The sequence below is a fragment of the Micromonospora sp. NPDC005710 genome, assembly GCF_040630995.1.
In the GTDB taxonomy this organism is placed as follows: domain Bacteria; phylum Actinomycetota; class Actinomycetes; order Mycobacteriales; family Micromonosporaceae; genus Micromonospora.
The window spans coordinates 253,571-269,758 of the sequence record NZ_JBEXYP010000009.1 but is presented as its reverse complement, the minus strand read 5'-3'; the positions used below and the strand labels follow the sequence as shown (position 1 = coordinate 269,758).

The window sequence follows — 16,188 nt, the reverse complement described above, 5'->3', positions numbered from 1 at the left end:
GGGTGGGTGGTGACGGGGCGTTCTTCCTGCTGTTGGACGAGCCGGAGGTGTACGGGCTGCCGCCGGATCCGGTGGTGACCACCCGCGACCTGCCGGCCATGTGGAAACGTGCCGGCCTGGCGGCGATGACGATGGTGGTCGCCACGGCGGTCGCGTTCCTGGGCAGGCGGCGATGACCCGCGGCGGTGAGCAGCTCACCGTGCCGCCTGCCGAATTCGCCTCCTACTACGGCCGGCCGGTGCTGAAACCGCCGGTGTGGAAGTACGACATCGCCGGCTACCTGTTCACCGGAGGACTCGCCGCCGGAAGTGCGCTGATCGGCGCGGGAGCCCAACTGACCGGACGACCCGGGCTGCGAGCGGTGGGCCGTTGGGCGGCCCTCGGTGGAGTCGCCGCAAGCACATTCCTGCTGGTCCACGACCTTGGTCGGCCGGCCCGCTTCCATCACATGCTCCGGGTGGCCAAGGTGACCTCGCCGATGTCGGTCGGCACCTGGATCCTCGCCGCGTTCGGCCCGCTGGCCGGGGTGGCAGCGGTCGCCGAGCTCGCGCCGCTGCTCCCGCAGCACGGCCTGCTCGGCCTCGCCTGTCGGATCGCACCTCCCCTCGGCAACGTCGCCGGGCTGGCCGCCGCGGTCACCGCGCCAGCGCTGGCGACGTACACCGGGGTGCTGCTCGCCGACACGGCAGTGCCGTCCTGGCACGACGCCTACCCGTCGCTGCCCTTCGTCTTCGCCGGCAGCGCACTCGCCGCCGCGTCCGGGGTCGGACTGATCGCGGCACCGGCCGCGGAGACCGCCCCCCTGCGACGACTCGCCCTGGCCGCCGCTGCCATCGAGTTGGGTGGAGGTCACCGGCTGGAGCGGCAGGGCCTCACCAGCGAGCCCTACACGCACGGACGCAGCGGCCGGCTCGTCACTGCGGGACGCGCCCTCGTCACCGTGGGCACCGTCACCGCGCTCGTCAGCAGACGGAGCCGGGTCCTGTCGGCGATCTCCGGCGCCGCCCTCGTGGCATCGTCGCTCGCCACCCGTTTCGGCGTCTTCGAGGCGGGGAGGGTGTCGGCACGCGATCCGAAGTACACGGTCGTGCCACAACGGGAGCGGCTCGACGCGCGGTCGACCGCCAGACGAAAGGCGCCGCCTAGCCGGTGAAGAGCTTCGCGGCGGTGATGGCGGTCTGGACGATTCCGTATCCGAGTAGCACCGCGACAAGCAGCCACGACAACCAGAGCCGCCCGGTCTGGCTGCCGACGCGCGGCGGCGCGGGCGGTTGGCTGTCCCGTCGGAGAGCAACCGGGTCGGTGACAGTGGCCTTCGCGACGGGCGACGTCGGCCCGCGGTTCGTTTCGTGAAACCGTTCGGGGACGGAACGCACCAGCAGGTTCGCGACGAACCCGATGGCGAGGATGCCGACCATCGTGAACAGCGCGGGCCGGTACGCCGCCGCGGTGAGCGTGCCCGGCTTGCCCTGGGTGTCGAGGATCCCGTTGATGATCAGCGGACCGGCGACACCCGCGGCCGACCAGGCGGTCAGGATCCGGCCGTGGATGGCCCCGACCTGGAAGGTGCCGAACAGGTCACGCAGGTACGCGGGCATGGTGGCGAAGCCACCTCCGTAGAAGGAGATGATCGCGGCGGCGATCAGCACGAAGACCGCCGTCGCGGAGTGGCCGGCCACGGCGAGCAGCAGGTACAGCACCATGCCGACGCCGAGGTAGACCAGGTAGATGGGCTTGCGGCCGATGAGGTCGGACGTTGTGGACCAGACGAACCGCCCCGCCATGTTGAACAGCGACAGCACTCCTACGAACCCGGCCGCCGCCGACACCGAGACCGTGGTGGTGGTCCCGTTGTCCCGGAAGAAGTCCTGGATCATCGGGCTTGCCTGCTCCAGGATGCCGATGCCCGCTGTGACGTTGCAGAACAGCACGATCCACAGCAATCAGAACGACCGGGTACGCACGGCGTTCGACGCGGACACGCTCGCCGTCGTCACCAGAGGCCGGGCGGCGACTCTCGCGGGGTCGAATCCGGCGGGCCGCCAGTCCGGTGCCGGAACCCTGATGTTGAACGGGCCGAACATCATGATCACGAAGTAGCCGATGCCGAACGTGACGAAGAGCGCCACGAGGGCATGTCCCGACGCCACGGCGGCCGGGTTGTCGGGGTTGTAGCCGGAGTCGTAGAGGGAGAGCAGTTGGCGCGCGAGTGGGCCGGCGACCAGGGCGCCGCCGCCGAATCCCATGATGGCCAGCCCGGTGGCGAGGCCGGGGCGGTCCGGGAACCACTTGATCAGGGTGGAGACGGGGGAGATGTAACCGATGCCGAGCCCGATGCCGCCGATCACGCCGTATCCGAGGTAGAGGAGCCAGAGTTGTTGGGTGGCGATGCCGAGCGCGCCGACCAGGAACCCGACGGCCCAGAAACAGGCGGAGACGAACATCGCGCGGCGCGGTCCGTTCCGCTCCACCCAACGGCCACCCACCGCCGCGGACGAACCAAGCATGACGATGGCGATACTGAAGATGGCACCGATTGCCGTCTGGCTGGTGTCGAAGTGTGTGATGAGGGAGTTCTTGTAGACACTCGTCGCGTAGACCTGGCCGATGCACACGTGCACGGCCAGTGCGGCGGTCGGGATGAGCCAGCGACTGTAGCCCGGGGGCGCGACAGTATGCCGGGGATCGAAGACCGACAGCATGGGCATCGTCCACACCTCCTGCGGCTGAGTAGGCCGCGACGGTGCCGAGCTGTCCGACCCGGCAGGTGCCCGAGGGGCGGCGCCGCACGTCCGGCGTCAGCCGACAACCGGCTCCATCTCACGTTACGTGGCGGCCGGTTCACGCCATGCCGTTACCGTGAAACGCGAGAACGGGGGCGTCGGCCCGCCCCCGGCACGCGGGGCAGGCCGGGGTTCAGCCTTGCCCCAGCCGACCGCGCTCACTCGCTGCGGGCGTAGCCACCCTTCGGTGCGATGAAATCCAGCTTCGTCCCGTCCGGGTCGTTGACGTACGCGACAGCGCTGCCGACGGGCCTATGTTGGTGCTGATCTTCCGGTCCTACCCCGGACGTGATCAGTTCAGGCGACGTCGCTGTCAGGCCCGCTCGACCCGCGCCTGCTGGTGATCGGTCAGACGCAGCCCCACCCCGCGGACGACATCGATGGTGGCCCCGGTGCCCAGGTCGTGCAGCTTGCGGCGCAGTCGCTTCACCAGCGACTGCACGTCGGCCTTGCGTTCGCGCCCCTCGTCACCCCAGACCGACCGGTGCAGCTCGGCGTAGCTCCAGACCCGGGCGGGCTCGGTGACCAGACAGGTCAGCAGGTCGTGTTCCAGGCGGGTGAGGTCGATCTCGCGTTCACCGCAGCGGGCGCTGGAGCGGGCCGAGTCGATCACCAGGGCGGCGACCGGTGCCGGTTCGGCGGGGGCGGCGACCTGCTGCGGGGCGGCGATCAGGCGGCGCAGCTCGTCGAGGTCGGCCACCAGCAGCAGCGGTGCGATGCCGTCGAGAAGCTCCGCGAGCCGGATCCGTTCGGCCGGCGACGGGGTCACCGCGATCAGCAGTGGGAACGGCTCGTCGGCCGGATCACCCCTGTCCACCGTTGCCTCGTCCTCGGCCACCGCACCACCCGGGATCGATGGGCATCCCTGCCCAACTCTCGTCACGGTCCTGACAATGATTGGCAAGCGCGCCGCCAGCCGGGGCGACTCTTAGCGACAAGTTGCTCACGGCAAGTTCTTGATCGTCCGTTCTTCTCGATCATAGTGTCCAGTCGGGCAACCGGCGTGACCCGCGCGGTGCATGGGGAGGTCCACCATGGCCCATTTACACCCTGGGTCGTTCTGAGGGAGGCAGCACCGATGTTCAGACGTCCACAATGGCGGCGCACAGCCAGATCACTGGTGAGCGCCGGCGCGGCGACGATCCTCGCCGCGACATGCTTGGCCACCATCAGTACGGGCGCGCAGGCCGCGCCCGGCGGTGCGATGGGGGCGGGCGCCCCGAGCGGGGACAAGATCCGACCGGAGCTCACCAAGCAGCTCCAGGCCAAGAGTGAAGGGGACTTCTGGATCCGGTTCAAGGACCGGGCGGACCTGAGCAAGGCGAGCGCCATCAAGGACTGGTCGAAGCGTGGCACGGCGGTGGCGGACGCGCTGCGCCAGACCGCCGCCGCGAGCCAGGGCAAGATCCGGGCCGACCTCGACAGCTCGGGCACCAGATACCAGACCTTCTGGGCCACCAACGCCATCAAGGTGAACAGCGGTTCGCTGGCGATGGCCCAGAAGTTCGCCGGGCACTCGGAGGTCGAAGGCCTCTACCCGCCGGTCGCGTACAAGGTGCCGGAGACGACCAAGGGCACCGACGAGAAGACCGTCAACGCCCTCGAGTGGGGCGTCGCCAACATCAACGCCGACGACGTCTGGTCCCAGTACGGTGTCAAGGGCGAGGGCGTCACCATCGCGAACATCGACACCGGGGTGCAGTTCAACCACCCGGCCCTCGTGAACTCCTACCGCGGTAACAACGGCGACGGGACGTTCGACCACAACTACAACTGGTTCAACGCCGCAAACGCCACCGGGCCCTGCGCGACAGCCCCCTGCGACGGCGACGGCCACGGTACGCACACGATGGGCACGATGGCCGGCTCCGACGGCGCGAACCAGATCGGTGTCGCCCCCGGGGTCAAGTGGATCGCGGCGAACGGGTGTTGCCCCACCGACGCCGCTCTGATCGAATCCGGTCAGTGGATGCTCGAGCCGCTGGACCTCAACGGCCAGAACGCGGACGCGAGCAAGCGACCGAACATCATCAACAACTCGTGGGGCACCCGGGACCCGTCCAACGAGCCGTTCATGGAGGACGTGACCGACGCCTGGACCGCGTCCGGGATCTTCGGCACCTGGTCCAATGGCAACAGCGGTCCGGCCTGCCAGACCAGCGGCTCGCCGGGCAGCCTCGTCAGCAACTACTCCACCGGCGCGTACGACGTCAACAACAACGTGGCCGGCTTCTCCTCCCGCGGCGCCGGTCAGAACGGCGAGATCAAGCCCAACATCTCCGCGCCGGGTGTGAACGTCCGGTCGAGCATCCCGGGCAACGCCTACGGCAGCATCAGCGGCACCTCGATGGCCGCACCGCACCTCGCGGGCGCGATCGCGCTGCTGTACTCGGCGGCACCGACGCTGATCGGTGACGTCGACGCGACCCGCGCGCTGCTCAACGGCTCCGCGATCGACAAGGCCGACGGCCAGTGTGGCGGCACCACCGCCGACAACAACGTCTACGGCGAAGGCCGACTGGACGCCCTCGCACTGCTCAACGCCGCCCCGACCGGCGACATCGGCACGCTGGCCGGCACGGTCACCGACGCGACCTCCGGCGCCCCGATCGCCGGCGCTACGGTGACGCTCACCGGCCCGTCCGAGCGTGAGCTGACCACCGGCGCCGACGGCAAGTTCTCGACCCAACTCCCCACCGGCGACTATCAGGTCGCCGTCGCGGCGTTCGGCTACGGCAGCACCACCAAGGCGGCGACTGTCGCCAAGGGCGCCACCACGACGCTCAACGTGGCCCTGACGGCGGTGCCGAGTGTCAACGTCACCGGATCGGTCACCGACGGCTCCGGTCACGGCTGGCCGTTGTACGCGAAGGTGACAGTGGCGGGCGTGTCAGGTGTCTACGACTACACCACCCCGTCGAACGGCCGCTACAGCATCAAGCTGCCGGCCGGGCAGACGTACACCCTGACGTACGAGTCGCAGTACCCGGGCTACCAGACCGTGACCAAGCAGGTCGTTGTCGGGTCCGGCAACGTCACCGCGAACGTCGCCGTGCCGGTGGACACCAGCGTCTGCACCACCGCACCCGGATACACGACCGGCTCCGACGGTGAGTACGAGACCTTCGACGCCACGACCACGCCGGCCGGCTGGACCGTCGTGGACAACGCGGGCAGCGGTCAGGTCTGGAAGTTCACCGACGACGGCGACCGGGGCAACCTGACCGGCGGCACCGGCAACTTCGCGATGATCGACAGCGATGCCTACGGGGCGGGCACCAGCCAGGACACCTCCCTGGTCAGCCCGGTGGTCGACCTGACCAGCGTCACGGCTCCGGTCATCCGCTTCAACCAGGACTTCAACCAGCTCAACGACGACACCGCGGACGTGGACCTCAGCATCGACGGTGGCGCCACCTGGACGAACGTGCTCCGCCAGGAGACCGACGTCCGGGGACCGAAGCTGACCGAGATCCCGATCCCGCAGGCGGCCGGCAAGGCGCAGGTGCAGGTGCGGTTCCACTACTACGACGCCTCGTACGAGTGGTGGTGGGAGGTCGACAACGTCCTGATCGGCAGCCAGGTCACCTGCGTGCCGGTCGACGGTGGTCTGGTCGTCGGCAACGTCCGTGACAAGAACGACGACAGCTACATCAACGGTGCGACCGTCACCAGCAAGGACCGGCCCGCCGAGAAGGCCGTCACCGTGGCGACCCCGGACGACCCGGGGCTGGCCGACGGCTTCTACTGGATCTACTCGTCGCTGACCGGCGAGCACCAGTTCACGGCGACCGCCGGCAACTACGTCAGCCAGACCAAGGCTGTCGACGTCGAGGCCGATTGGGCGACCACGGCGAACTTCCAGCTCGCGGCCGGCCGGCTGTCGGTGACCCCGACGCAGCTGAGCGCGACGCTCCAGATGCCCAACGGCAAGACCAGCAAGACGTTCACTGTGACGAACACCGGTGGCGCGCCGGTCGAGGTCAAGTTCGGTGAGCGGGACAACGGGTTCGAACTCCTGCGAGCGGACGGCTCCACTGTCACCCGGCAGCAGGTGCTCGGGTCCAGCGGCGCACCGGAGCAGCGGCTCACCGTACCGACGTCGTTCGCCGCCAAGGCCTCCGGCAAGGAGGCGAAGGCTGCCGCCGCGGCGGTCGGCCCACAGGCCGCGCCGTGGACCGACATCGCCAACTACCCGGGCACGATCATGGACAACCGGGTGGTGAACCTGGACGGCAAGGTGTACTCGCTCGGTGGCGGCGACGGTGAGGCCTCCACCACCAAGAACTACGCCTACGACCCGGCCGCGCAGACCTGGACGGCGATCGCCGACCTTCCCGGCGCGCGCAACGCCCTGACCGCGGGCGTCGTGAATGGCAAGATCATTGTGTCCGGTGGCTGGGGCGACGCCGGCCCGGACTCCGCCACCTGGTCGTACGACCCGGGAGCCAACACCTGGACCGAGCTGGCCGACAACCCGGCGCCGCGGGCGGCGGCCGGTCAGGCGGTCGTCGACGGCAAGCTGTACGCGGTCGGCGGTTGCACGACGGCGGCCTGCCTGCCGATGTCGAACAGCGTCGTCAGGTACGACCCCACCGGTGACACGTGGGAGACGATGGCCAACTACCCGAAGTCGGTGGCCTTCGCCTCCTGCGGCGGGATCGACGGCGTCCTCTACTGCACCGGCGGCAACGACGGTTCCGCCGCGCAGAAGTCCAGCTACGCGTTCGACCCGGGCGCCAACACGTGGACCGCCGTCGCCGACGCGCCGGCCGACAACTGGGCCAGCTCGTACGCCGTCGCCAGCGGCAAGCTCCTCGTCGTCGGTGGTTCGCAGGGTGGGGCCATCAGCAACGCCGGCTTCGCCTACGACCCGGCTACCGGTTCGTGGTCCAACCTGCCGAACGCCAACACCGCGCGGTACCGCGGTGGCGCGGCGTGCGGCTTCTACAAGATCGGCGGCTCGTCCGGCAGCTTCAACGCGGCTCCGGACAGCGAGGTGCTCCCGGGCTTCGAGGGATGCTCCGAGTCGGCTGCTGACGTCAGCTGGATGACGATCGACAAGACGGCGGTCACCCTCGCACCTGGTGCGAAGGTCACTGTCACCGTCGGTCTGACGGCGAACGTGGATCAGCCGGGCACCTACTCCGGCGCGGTGGCGATCTCCGAGAACACCCCGTACTCGGTGGCACCGGTCGCGGTAACCATGATCGTTAACCCCCCGAAGACCTGGGGCAAGCTCATGGGTACGGTCACCGGCACCAGTTGCCAGGGTGCGACATCGCCGCTCACCGGCGCGGTCGTGCAGGTCGACTCGTGGGCGGCGTCGTACACCTTCGCCACCGACGCCGAGGGCAAGTACGCCTACTGGGTGGACCGGCGCAACAACCCGCTCACGATGATCGTGGCCAAGGACGGCTGGAAGCCGCAGACCCGTCAGACCAGGATCGACACCACCACTCCGACCGTGGAGAACTTCGGGTTGGCGCCCATCAGGTGCTGACGCCTGAGCACTAGCCGACAAGGTCCGGCCCGCCTGGTCTGAAGACCGGGCGGGCCGGACCGCGTCCGGGGTCAGACGGGGGCGAGCCGGAAGCCGACGCCGCGCACCGAGTGGATCGTCGCGGTGGCGTTGAGCCGGGCGAGCTTGCCGCGTACCCGGCGGACCACCGAGTGCATGTCGGAGCCCCGGCCGAGGTGCCGGTTGCCCCAGACCTCCAGGTGCAGGCGCTCGTAGGTCCAGACCTGACCTGGCGCGTGCACGAGGCAGAGCAGCATGTCGTGCTCCAACCGGGTCAGGTCGATCTCCTGGTCGCGCCAGCGCAGCACCCGGCGGTCGGAGTCGACGGCCAGGTCCGGTGGCGGTGGCTGTGGGCTTGGCGCCACCTCGGCGAGCACCGCCCTGGTCGGGGGAGTCGGGGCGGGAGACGCCTCGACCACCCCGAGGAACTCTCGTGCCTGGTCGACTGTCGAGACGATCAGGAAGGCGGCGCTGCCGCCGAGCAGCCGGGCCAGATGTCGCCGCTCGGCCGGCGAGGATGCGATGCCGATGACCAGGCTCGCGACTGGAGTTTCCTGCATGTGCCGACACCTTCCGGTTCCCCAACTCACTCCGGATGGATTTTCGCGCCGCCGACCGAGACATCGATCGGCGTCCTGACCCTAGTGGTGGCTGATCTCGGCTGGGTAAAACATAGTTGCATGTAAGCATGTGAATGCCATTACGCCGTCCCGGTGCCCCCGGCTCCACCGCCGACGATCCGCTGTCCGGAAGCGGTGGGGGTGGTTGTGACAGAACCAAGACAATTCGAGGACGGGGTACGCACCTGCCGGGGCGAGCATGGTCGCCATGTCCATCAGATCGTCGTACTCCGTCGGGCGGTCGACGCCCGGTCCGGCACGGCCGTTGCCCCACGCCCGCGCGGCGGTGCCACCGGGGCGTCGACTGCTCGCGGCGGCGCTGTGCGGTCTGTTCTTCCTGGCCCTCACCGGTGCCGTCTTCGTCCGGACGACCGCCGGGCAGTGGTGGGACGGATTGCTCCTGCCGCGCGCCGAGCGCGGCGGTGGGTACGAACAGCAGACCGTGCTGGTGGATCCGGCCAAGAGTGTGCTGGCCACCTTCGGCGACCCGACTCTGATCGCGGTCCTGCTCGGCGTGGTGCTGCTGGTGGGTGTGCTCCGTCGGCGACTGGTCGCCGGGGTCGTCGGCGTGGGCGTTGTCGTCTGCGCGGTGCTGGTGGCTGGCGCGGTGAAGTCGGCGCTGCCCCGCCCGGAGCTGCAGATCGAGAGTTCCACCACCCACAACAGCTTTCCCAGCGGTCATGTGGCGGCGGCGACCGCCCTGCTGCTCGCGTTCATGCTGGTCCTGCCGGGGTGGGCCCGACGGTGGCTGGCGGTGCCGGGCGCGGCGGGTGTCTCGGTGATAGCCGCCGCCACGATGATCGCGGGCTGGCACCGGTTCAGTGACGTGCTTGGTGGCGTACTGCTGGGGGTGACGGTGTTCTGCCTGGCTGCGGCCGCGTTGGTGGCCTGGAGCGGTGACCGCGACGCGGCCGGCGGTGCGCCTGGTGGCGGCCTGTGGCGCAGGCTCGCCGAGACGGCAGTCGGGCTGGTCGTGCTGCTCGGGACGCTCGTGGTGGTCGTGCCCGGTCTGGCCGCGTCGGTGCAGCGCGGCGTGCTGGTCGCGATCGTGGCGTCGGCCGCGTCGACGATGTTCCTGGTGGGCGCTGTGGTGTTCCTGGTGCGTTCGACGGAGTTCGCGGTGCCGGTTCCGGCGGTGATCCCCGAGCCGCTGCCATCGACAGAAACCCGAAATATCTCATGATGGGATACTTGACGACATGTCCCAGGTGCTGTTGATCGAAGACCACCAGACGGTGCGCGACGGACTGCAGTTGGCGCTCACCCGACAGGGCCACACGGTGCATGCCGTGGGGACCGGTGAGCAGGGGTTGGAGCGGCTGCGCACGAGCCCGTCCGACGTCGTGGTCCTCGATCTCATGCTGCCCGGGATGGACGGGTTCGAGGTCTGCCGCCGCATCCGGCAGCTCGGGGACCTACCGATCATCATGCTCACCGCCCGCAACGACGACATGGACGTGGTGGCCGGCCTGGAGGCCGGCGCCGACGACTACGTGGTCAAACCCGTACAGGCCCGGGTCCTCGAGGCGCGCATCCGCGCGGTGCTGCGACGGACCGGCGGCGACGCGCGGCGCGGCGGCGACCGGACCGGTCCGGAACGACACGGTGCGTTGACGATCGACCGGGCCGCGCTCGTGGTCAGCAAGGACGGCACGCCGGTCAGCCTCGCCCCGACGGAGCTGCGGCTGCTGCTCGAACTCTCGGACACCCCCGGTCAGGTGCTCAGCCGCCAACAGTTGCTGGAGGCCGTGTGGGAGCACGGGTACCTCGGCGACTCGCGGCTCGTGGACGCGTGCGTCCAGCGGGTACGCGCCAAGATCGAGGCCGATTCGTCGGCGCCGGTCTTCATCCAGACCGTCCGTGGTTTCGGATACCGGTTCGGGCCGCTGTGACGACGTGGCGCGGGCTCGCCGCCCAGGTCTCCGGCCTGCGGGTCCGGCTGCTGTTGGCGTTCGCGTTGCTCGGCGTCACCACCACGGCGGTCGTCGCCAGCGGCAGCTACGTCCAGGCCCGCACCGTCATCCTCCAGCAGGCGCAGGACGCCGCGGTGTCGTCGCTGACCGGTCAACTTCCGAAGGTCTACCCGATCGCTCAGCTCCCGCCGACGCAGGACGACCTCGACCTGTTGGCTCAGCGCCTGAGTGACAGGGAGGGCTTCGCGGTGGTCGTCTACCGGGACATGCGGGCGCAGGGCAGCTCCGAGTTCGCCAACCCGTTGACCTCCGAGCTGCGGCAGGCGGTCCGCGACGGTCGGATCGCCTGGCAGCGTGTCACGCTGGACGGTCAACCCTGGTTGCTCATCGGCACCCAACTCACGCTCGACCGTTCGGACGGCACGCCCCGAGCATCCGGGCTGGAGGTCTACTCGGTGCGCAACCTCGTGGCCGAGCAGCAGAGCATCGACCGGCTCGCCACCAGGGCGTGGCTGACCGGCGGGCTGTCCCTGGTCCTCGCCGTGGTGCTGGCCCTGCTGTCGGCCCGTGGCGTCCTGCGACCCGTCCGCGACCTGGGCCGGGCGGCGCGCCGCCTCGGCGAGGGCGACCTGACCACCCGGCTGACGGTCCGGGGCGTCGACGAGTTGGCCGACGTGGCGCGGACCTTCAACGACACCGCGAGCACGCTGGAGCGGCAGGTCGGTGAGCTGCGACGGATGGAATCCGACGCCCGCCGCTTCGTGGCCGACGTTTCGCACGAACTCCGGACGCCGCTGGCCGCGATGACGGCCGTCACCGACGTGCTCGACGAGGAGGCCGACCACCTGCCCGGGGACGCCGGCCGGGCCGCCCGACTGGTCAGCCAGGAGACGCAGAACCTCACCCAGCTGGTCAACGACCTCATCGAGGTCAGCAGGTTCGACTCCGGCACCGCGCGGCTCGCCCTGGACGACGTGGACGTGGCCGCCGCGGTGACCGCCACCCTGCGGATCCGCGGCTGGCTGGACCGGGTGCGAACCGATCTGCCGCCCGGTGTCGTGGCCCGACTCGACCCCCGCCGACTGGACGTCATCGTCGCGAACCTGGTCGGCAACGCCTTCCGGCACGGTGCCGGGCCGGTGTCCGTGCGCCTGAGCGCCGACCCGGACTGGGTGACGATCGAGGTCGCCGACCAGGGGCCGGGGTTGGACCCGGAGGTGCTGTCGCACGTCTTCGACCGCTTCTACAAGGCCGACACCGCACGTACCCGCTCCGAGGGCAGCGGCCTCGGCCTCGCCATCTCCTGGGAGAACGCACGGTTGCACCGCCACGGCGAGCGACGCGGGGCTCTCGTCGCCGGCAACGGGGTCGACGGCGGTGCGGTCTTCACGCTCCGGCTGCCCCGCGACACGACAGACACCGCGGGTGCCAGGTGACCGGCCGGCGGACGGCCCGCGCACTGCTCGTCGGTGTACTGCTGCTCGGCACACTGCTGGCAACCGGCTGTGGGGTACGCCCCAGCGCCGTGATCACCGGTCGTTCCGCGGTCAGCGGCCCGTCCCAGGGCGTCGGGCTCTACCTGATCGGTCAGGGGGAACTCGTGTTGGTTCTGCGCCCGATGGCGCCGGACCTCTCGCCCGCGACCGCCCTCGCCCTGCTCGCGGCCGGCCCGCAGGACAACGAACGCGCCCAGGGCCTCACCAGTGAACTGCCGTCCGGGCTCGACCCGGTCACCGTGACCCCCGCGGCCGACCAGTCCGGCCTCAGCGTCCGGATCTCCGGTCCCGTGCGGGGACTGTCGGCGAATGCCACCGACCAGATCATCTGCACGGTTGCCGACGCTGCCGCGCAGGTCGGCCTCGCGGCGAGTGTCGTCCCGGTCGGCATCGTCGGGTCCGATGGCGCCCAGCCCGCCCGACGGTGCGCCGCCAGGTGACCGGACGCCGATCGTCGCTCAGACCAGGTCGACGGCCCGCGCCTGACGGGGCAACCCGGTGTGCCGGTCGGGGCTCCGGTCTGCCAGCGCGCCGGCGATCAGGATGTCGACCAGCGCGGCGAACCCGATGCCGGCCTGCTGCCAGATCTGCGGGAACTGTGACGCGGCGGTGAAACCGGGGAACGTGTTGACCTCGTTCACGATGGGCTCCGATGACCCCTCGCCGGGCAGGAAGAAGTCGACCCGCAGCAACCCGCGGCAGTCGAGGGCCCGGAAGGCGCGGATCGCGCGGTCCTGGAGCACCTCGGTGGTCGCCGCGTCGAGCGGGGCGGGAATCTGGAAGGTCGCCCCGCCGTCGTACTTCGCGTCGTAGTCGAAGAAGCCGGCACCCGTCACCCGGATCTCCAGCGGCGGGCCGGCCTGCACCCGGCCGTCCGGGTGCTGAAGGACTGCCACGTCGATCTCGCGGCCCCGCGCCCCCTGCTCGACGAGCACCTTCGGGTCGACCTGGCGGGCCTGCTCCAGCGCGGCGGGAACACCCGCCCAGTCGTCGACCTTGACGACGCCCAGGCTCGACCCGGCCCGGGCCGGCTTCACGAAGATCGGAAGTTCCAGGCGACGCTGGTCCTCAGGGGAGAGATTCTCCCCGGGACGGAGGGTCACTCCGGGGCTGACCCGCAGGCCGTCCGCCGCGAGGAGTCGCTTGGTGACCCCCTTGTCCATGCCGGCGGCGCTGGCGAAGACGCCGTTGCCGACGTACGGCACGCCGAGCCATTCCAGCAGCGACGACACGGTGCCGTCCTCGCCGTAGGGGCCGTGCAGGGCCGGGAACACCACGTCCTGGGCGCGGAGGACCCGCAACGCCGCGGGCAGGGGCGTCGGTCGGCCGCCGACGTGCCACCCGCCGTCGCGGTCGATCAGCACCTCGGTGACCTGGTACCGCTCACGGTCCAGGTGGGCGAGGATGCTTGCCGCCGAACTGCAGGACACCTCGTGTTCGCCGCTCTGCCCGCCGTAGAGCACTGCCAGTCGGGTCGTCATGAGTTTCGTGCCTTTCCGTGGAGGTGCTCGCGAGCCACCCGGCTCCCGATGCCGGTCAAGATCTCGTGCGGGTTGGTGTCGGCCCAGCGGGCCCACTCGACGACGGTCGGTGGGCGCTCGTCACCCTCGCCGGGGCCGAACACCACGACCGGGTCGCCGATCGCGACGGGAAGATCCCCGGCGTCGACAACGCACTGGTCCATGGCGATCCGCCCGACGATCGGGCACCGCCTACCGGCGAGCCACACCGAGGCGCGACCACCGGTGGCGCGGGGCAGTCCGTCGGCGTAGCCGAGCGGCAGCAGCGCCAGCGTTGTCGGTGCGCCGGTCACGTGCTCCGGCCCGTAGGAGACGCCCGTGCCGGCCGGTACCCGCTTGACGTTCACCACGCTCGTTCGCAGCGTCATCGCGGCGTGCAGCCCGAACCCGCCCGGGCCGCTCGCGCCGAACGGATCCACGCCGTAGAGGGCGATCCCGATCCGGCAGAGGTCGAAGCGGGTCCGTGGTGCGCGGAGCGCAGCCGCCGAGTTGGCGAGATGGACGAGCGCGGGGTCCAGGCCAGCCGACCGAGCGGTCCGCAGCGCCTCCTCGAAGATCGCCAGCTGCCGGCTGAGCGCCGGTGCGCCCGGCAGGTCGGCGTCGGCGAGGTGGGACCACACCCCCCGCACCCGGACCCCGCCCTCCCGCTCGTACTTGCGGGCCCAACCGACAAGCTCGAACCAGTCGTCCCCGGCGGCCCCGTTGCGGGACAGCCCGGTATCCGCCTTGAGCTGCACCATCGCCGGTACGCCCAGCAGGCGGGCCGCGTCGGCGACGGCGTGCAGGTGCGTCGTCGTGGACACGCCGATGTCGACGTCACCCTTGATCAACACGCCGAAGTCGTCATCCCGGCCGTGCAGCCAGCTCAACGTGGGCGCTGTCACACCCGCCTCGCGCAGGGTCAGGGCCTCGGCCGTCGAGGTCACCCCCAGCCAGGCCGCACCGGCGCGCAGCGCGGCCCGGGCCACCTGCACCGCGCCGTGGCCGAACCCGTCGGCCTTCACCACCGCCATCAGTCCGGTGCCGGTGACCGACGCGATCGTCCGCACGTTGCTGACGATCGCGTCCAGGTCGACGACGGCCTCGGCGAGGGCGCTCATCCGGCCGCCTCCACTCGGCGCGCGCCGGGGAGCGCGAACAGCCAGCCCGCACGGACCGCCAGCAGCCCGCGGTGGACGGCCAGGCTCAGACCGATCACCAGCCCGCTCAGCAGAATCGGATAACCGAGCACGATCAGGCCCTGAGCGGACCCACCCAACCCGGAGACCGGTACGAGCAACAGCCGGTGCAGCAGGGCCAGGACCGGCATGTGAATCACGTAGATCGGCAGGGTGATGCGGCCGAGCCTAGCCAGCGGTTCGCTGAGTGCCGACCAGCTGGCCAGCCGGGCAGCGGCGGTTATGCCGAAGATCACTGCCAGTACGGAGACCGCCGGCCACACCCCGAACCACCGCTGGGCGCCGGTCACCGCCATCGCGGCGAGCGCCAGGACGTAGGCGCCCGAGGTCAGTAGCAGCCGGCGACGGCTGGCGGTGGCAGCCCACCGCTGGATCTGCGGCCGCAGGTACAGGCCGGCGAGGAAGAAGACCAGGTTCTGGTAGAGACCGGCGCGGTTGCCAGGGGTGTCGAGCAGGCCGGCGGCGGCGACGGCGGACAGCGCGGCGGCGGGGACCAGGACCAGCACCCGGGGCGCTCGTCGGGTTGCCTTGGCGATCGTGAAGTACAGCGCCAGGGCGTACAGGTACCAGAGGTTGGACGGCGTGATGGTGAGCTGTTCCAGCAGGCCGAGGGCCGAGGTGGCGCGGTCGGTGGGCAGGTCCGGCGCGGCGGCGAGGACCACTGTGTGGATCAGCAGCCAGACGGCGTACAGGTAGAGGAAACCGGCGATCCGGCCACGGGCGACGACCCGCCACGGCCGTTGGGCGGCGTTCGCCGCGAAAACGCCCGAAATGGTGAAGAACAGCGGCATGCGCAGCGGAAGGAACTGCTCACCAAGCGTGCCCCAGAAGCCCGGCACCGGTAGGCCCACGTGCCAGTCGATCTGGAGGTAGTCCTTCACGACGACGTGCCACAGGACGACGAGGATGATGCAGACGCCCTTCGCGGCATCGGCCCACTCGGCCCGCTGTGGTGGTCGCACGGCGGGGGTGGCGACGGTCCGGTCACGGGAGCGGACGTGCGTCGTGTCCGGGCTCGGGTCGGGAGGCCGGTACCCGGTCTGCTGTTCGATCACTCACCGAAAGCTGCCAGCCGGATATCCGCACGTGATCCACGAACTGTCACGAACAGGCAATGGACGCCGCGCGGGCCCGACGGGCGAGCAGTCCCCGGACCG

At 70.4% G+C, this 16,188-nt stretch carries 11 protein-coding genes and 2 pseudogenes; 7 read left to right on the top strand and 6 right to left on the bottom strand.

Translation table 11 applies throughout. The annotated features are described in order from the left end of the window. Positions 1-176: pseudogene (locus ABZ406_RS15570) on the top strand (4Fe-4S ferredoxin); the annotation flags it as partial. Continuing rightward, positions 173-1,153 (top strand): NrfD/PsrC family molybdoenzyme membrane anchor subunit, encoded by a 981-nt coding sequence (nrfD, locus tag ABZ406_RS15565; protein WP_357761160.1) that lies wholly within the window; start codon positions 173-175, stop codon positions 1,151-1,153. The pseudogene ABZ406_RS15570 and the gene nrfD, both read left to right, overlap by 4 nt. Here nrfD and ABZ406_RS15560 read toward each other — a convergent pair. Next, positions 1,143-2,702 (bottom strand): annotated as a pseudogene (locus tag ABZ406_RS15560) (OFA family MFS transporter). The gene nrfD and the pseudogene ABZ406_RS15560 sit on opposite strands and share 11 nt — an antisense overlap. 394 nt (positions 2,703-3,096) lie before the next feature. Beyond that, positions 3,097-3,621 (bottom strand): winged helix-turn-helix domain-containing protein, encoded by a 525-nt coding sequence (locus ABZ406_RS15555; protein WP_357761157.1) that lies wholly within the window; start codon positions 3,619-3,621, stop codon positions 3,097-3,099. A 282-nt stretch (positions 3,622-3,903) separates the two neighbouring features. On the opposite strand from ABZ406_RS15555, the gene ABZ406_RS15550 reads away from it, so the two are divergent. After that, entirely contained in the window at positions 3,904-8,286 is a 4,383-nt protein-coding gene (locus ABZ406_RS15550) for a S8 family serine peptidase (protein WP_357761154.1), read from the top strand. Between the two features lie 71 nt (positions 8,287-8,357). Here ABZ406_RS15550 and ABZ406_RS15545 read toward each other — a convergent pair whose 3' ends face one another. Beyond that, the gene (locus ABZ406_RS15545) at positions 8,358-8,864 is read right to left on the bottom strand and encodes a winged helix-turn-helix domain-containing protein (RefSeq protein WP_357761151.1); all 507 of its coding nucleotides are present in this window, start codon (positions 8,862-8,864) and stop codon (positions 8,358-8,360) included. A gap of 268 nt (positions 8,865-9,132) precedes the next feature. On the opposite strand from ABZ406_RS15545, the gene ABZ406_RS15540 reads away from it, so the two are divergent. The 4 genes from ABZ406_RS15540 to ABZ406_RS15525 are packed head-to-tail and all read left to right on the top strand — an operon-like array spanning position 9,133 to position 12,773. After that, positions 9,133-10,107, top strand: a complete 975-nt coding sequence (locus tag ABZ406_RS15540) for a phosphatase PAP2 family protein (RefSeq protein ID WP_357761148.1) — start codon at positions 9,133-9,135, stop codon at positions 10,105-10,107. Between the two features lie 16 nt (positions 10,108-10,123). Next, positions 10,124-10,816 carry a response regulator transcription factor gene (locus ABZ406_RS15535; protein ID WP_357761145.1) on the top strand — a complete coding sequence of 231 codons (693 nt, stop codon included), beginning with the start codon at positions 10,124-10,126 and terminating at the stop codon, positions 10,814-10,816. Then, positions 10,813-12,273, top strand: a complete 1,461-nt coding sequence (locus tag ABZ406_RS15530) for a HAMP domain-containing sensor histidine kinase (RefSeq protein WP_357761142.1) — start codon at positions 10,813-10,815, stop codon at positions 12,271-12,273. Before ABZ406_RS15535 ends, ABZ406_RS15530 begins: the two co-directional genes overlap by 4 nt. Beyond that, positions 12,270-12,773 (top strand): hypothetical protein, encoded by a 504-nt coding sequence (locus ABZ406_RS15525; RefSeq protein WP_357761139.1) that lies wholly within the window; start codon positions 12,270-12,272, stop codon positions 12,771-12,773. The genes ABZ406_RS15530 and ABZ406_RS15525 overlap by 4 nt, the downstream gene beginning before the upstream one ends. A gap of 18 nt (positions 12,774-12,791) precedes the next feature. On the opposite strand, the gene ABZ406_RS15520 is transcribed toward ABZ406_RS15525, so the two are convergent. Genes ABZ406_RS15520 through ABZ406_RS15510 form a run of 3 tightly spaced genes read right to left on the bottom strand, consistent with a single transcriptional unit; the run spans position 12,792 to position 16,086 of the window. Then, the gene (locus ABZ406_RS15520; protein ID WP_357761136.1) at positions 12,792-13,814 is read right to left on the bottom strand and encodes a D-alanine--D-alanine ligase family protein; all 1,023 of its coding nucleotides are present in this window, start codon (positions 13,812-13,814) and stop codon (positions 12,792-12,794) included. Then, entirely contained in the window at positions 13,811-14,953 is a 1,143-nt protein-coding gene (gene alr / locus ABZ406_RS15515; protein WP_357761133.1) for an alanine racemase, read from the bottom strand. Before alr ends, ABZ406_RS15520 begins: the two co-directional genes overlap by 4 nt. Next, the gene (locus ABZ406_RS15510; protein WP_357761130.1) at positions 14,950-16,086 is read right to left on the bottom strand and encodes an acyltransferase; all 1,137 of its coding nucleotides are present in this window, start codon (positions 16,084-16,086) and stop codon (positions 14,950-14,952) included. Before ABZ406_RS15510 ends, alr begins: the two co-directional genes overlap by 4 nt. Between the last annotated feature and the right edge of the window lie 102 nt (positions 16,087-16,188).

Bases quoted from the DNA above. Each gene is read 5' to 3' on its own strand.
- nrfD (WP_357761160.1), top strand. From the start codon at position 173: ATGACCCGCGGCGGTGAGCAGCTCACCGTGCCGCCTGCCGAATTCGCC.
- ABZ406_RS15545 (WP_357761151.1), bottom strand. From the start codon at position 8,864: ATGCAGGAAACTCCAGTCGCGAGCCTGGTCATCGGCATCGCATCCTCG.
- ABZ406_RS15540 (WP_357761148.1), top strand. From the start codon at position 9,133: ATGTCCATCAGATCGTCGTACTCCGTCGGGCGGTCGACGCCCGGTCCG.
- ABZ406_RS15535 (WP_357761145.1), top strand. From the start codon at position 10,124: ATGTCCCAGGTGCTGTTGATCGAAGACCACCAGACGGTGCGCGACGGA.
- ABZ406_RS15520 (WP_357761136.1), bottom strand. From the start codon at position 13,814: ATGACGACCCGACTGGCAGTGCTCTACGGCGGGCAGAGCGGCGAACAC.
- alr (WP_357761133.1), bottom strand. From the start codon at position 14,953: ATGAGCGCCCTCGCCGAGGCCGTCGTCGACCTGGACGCGATCGTCAGC.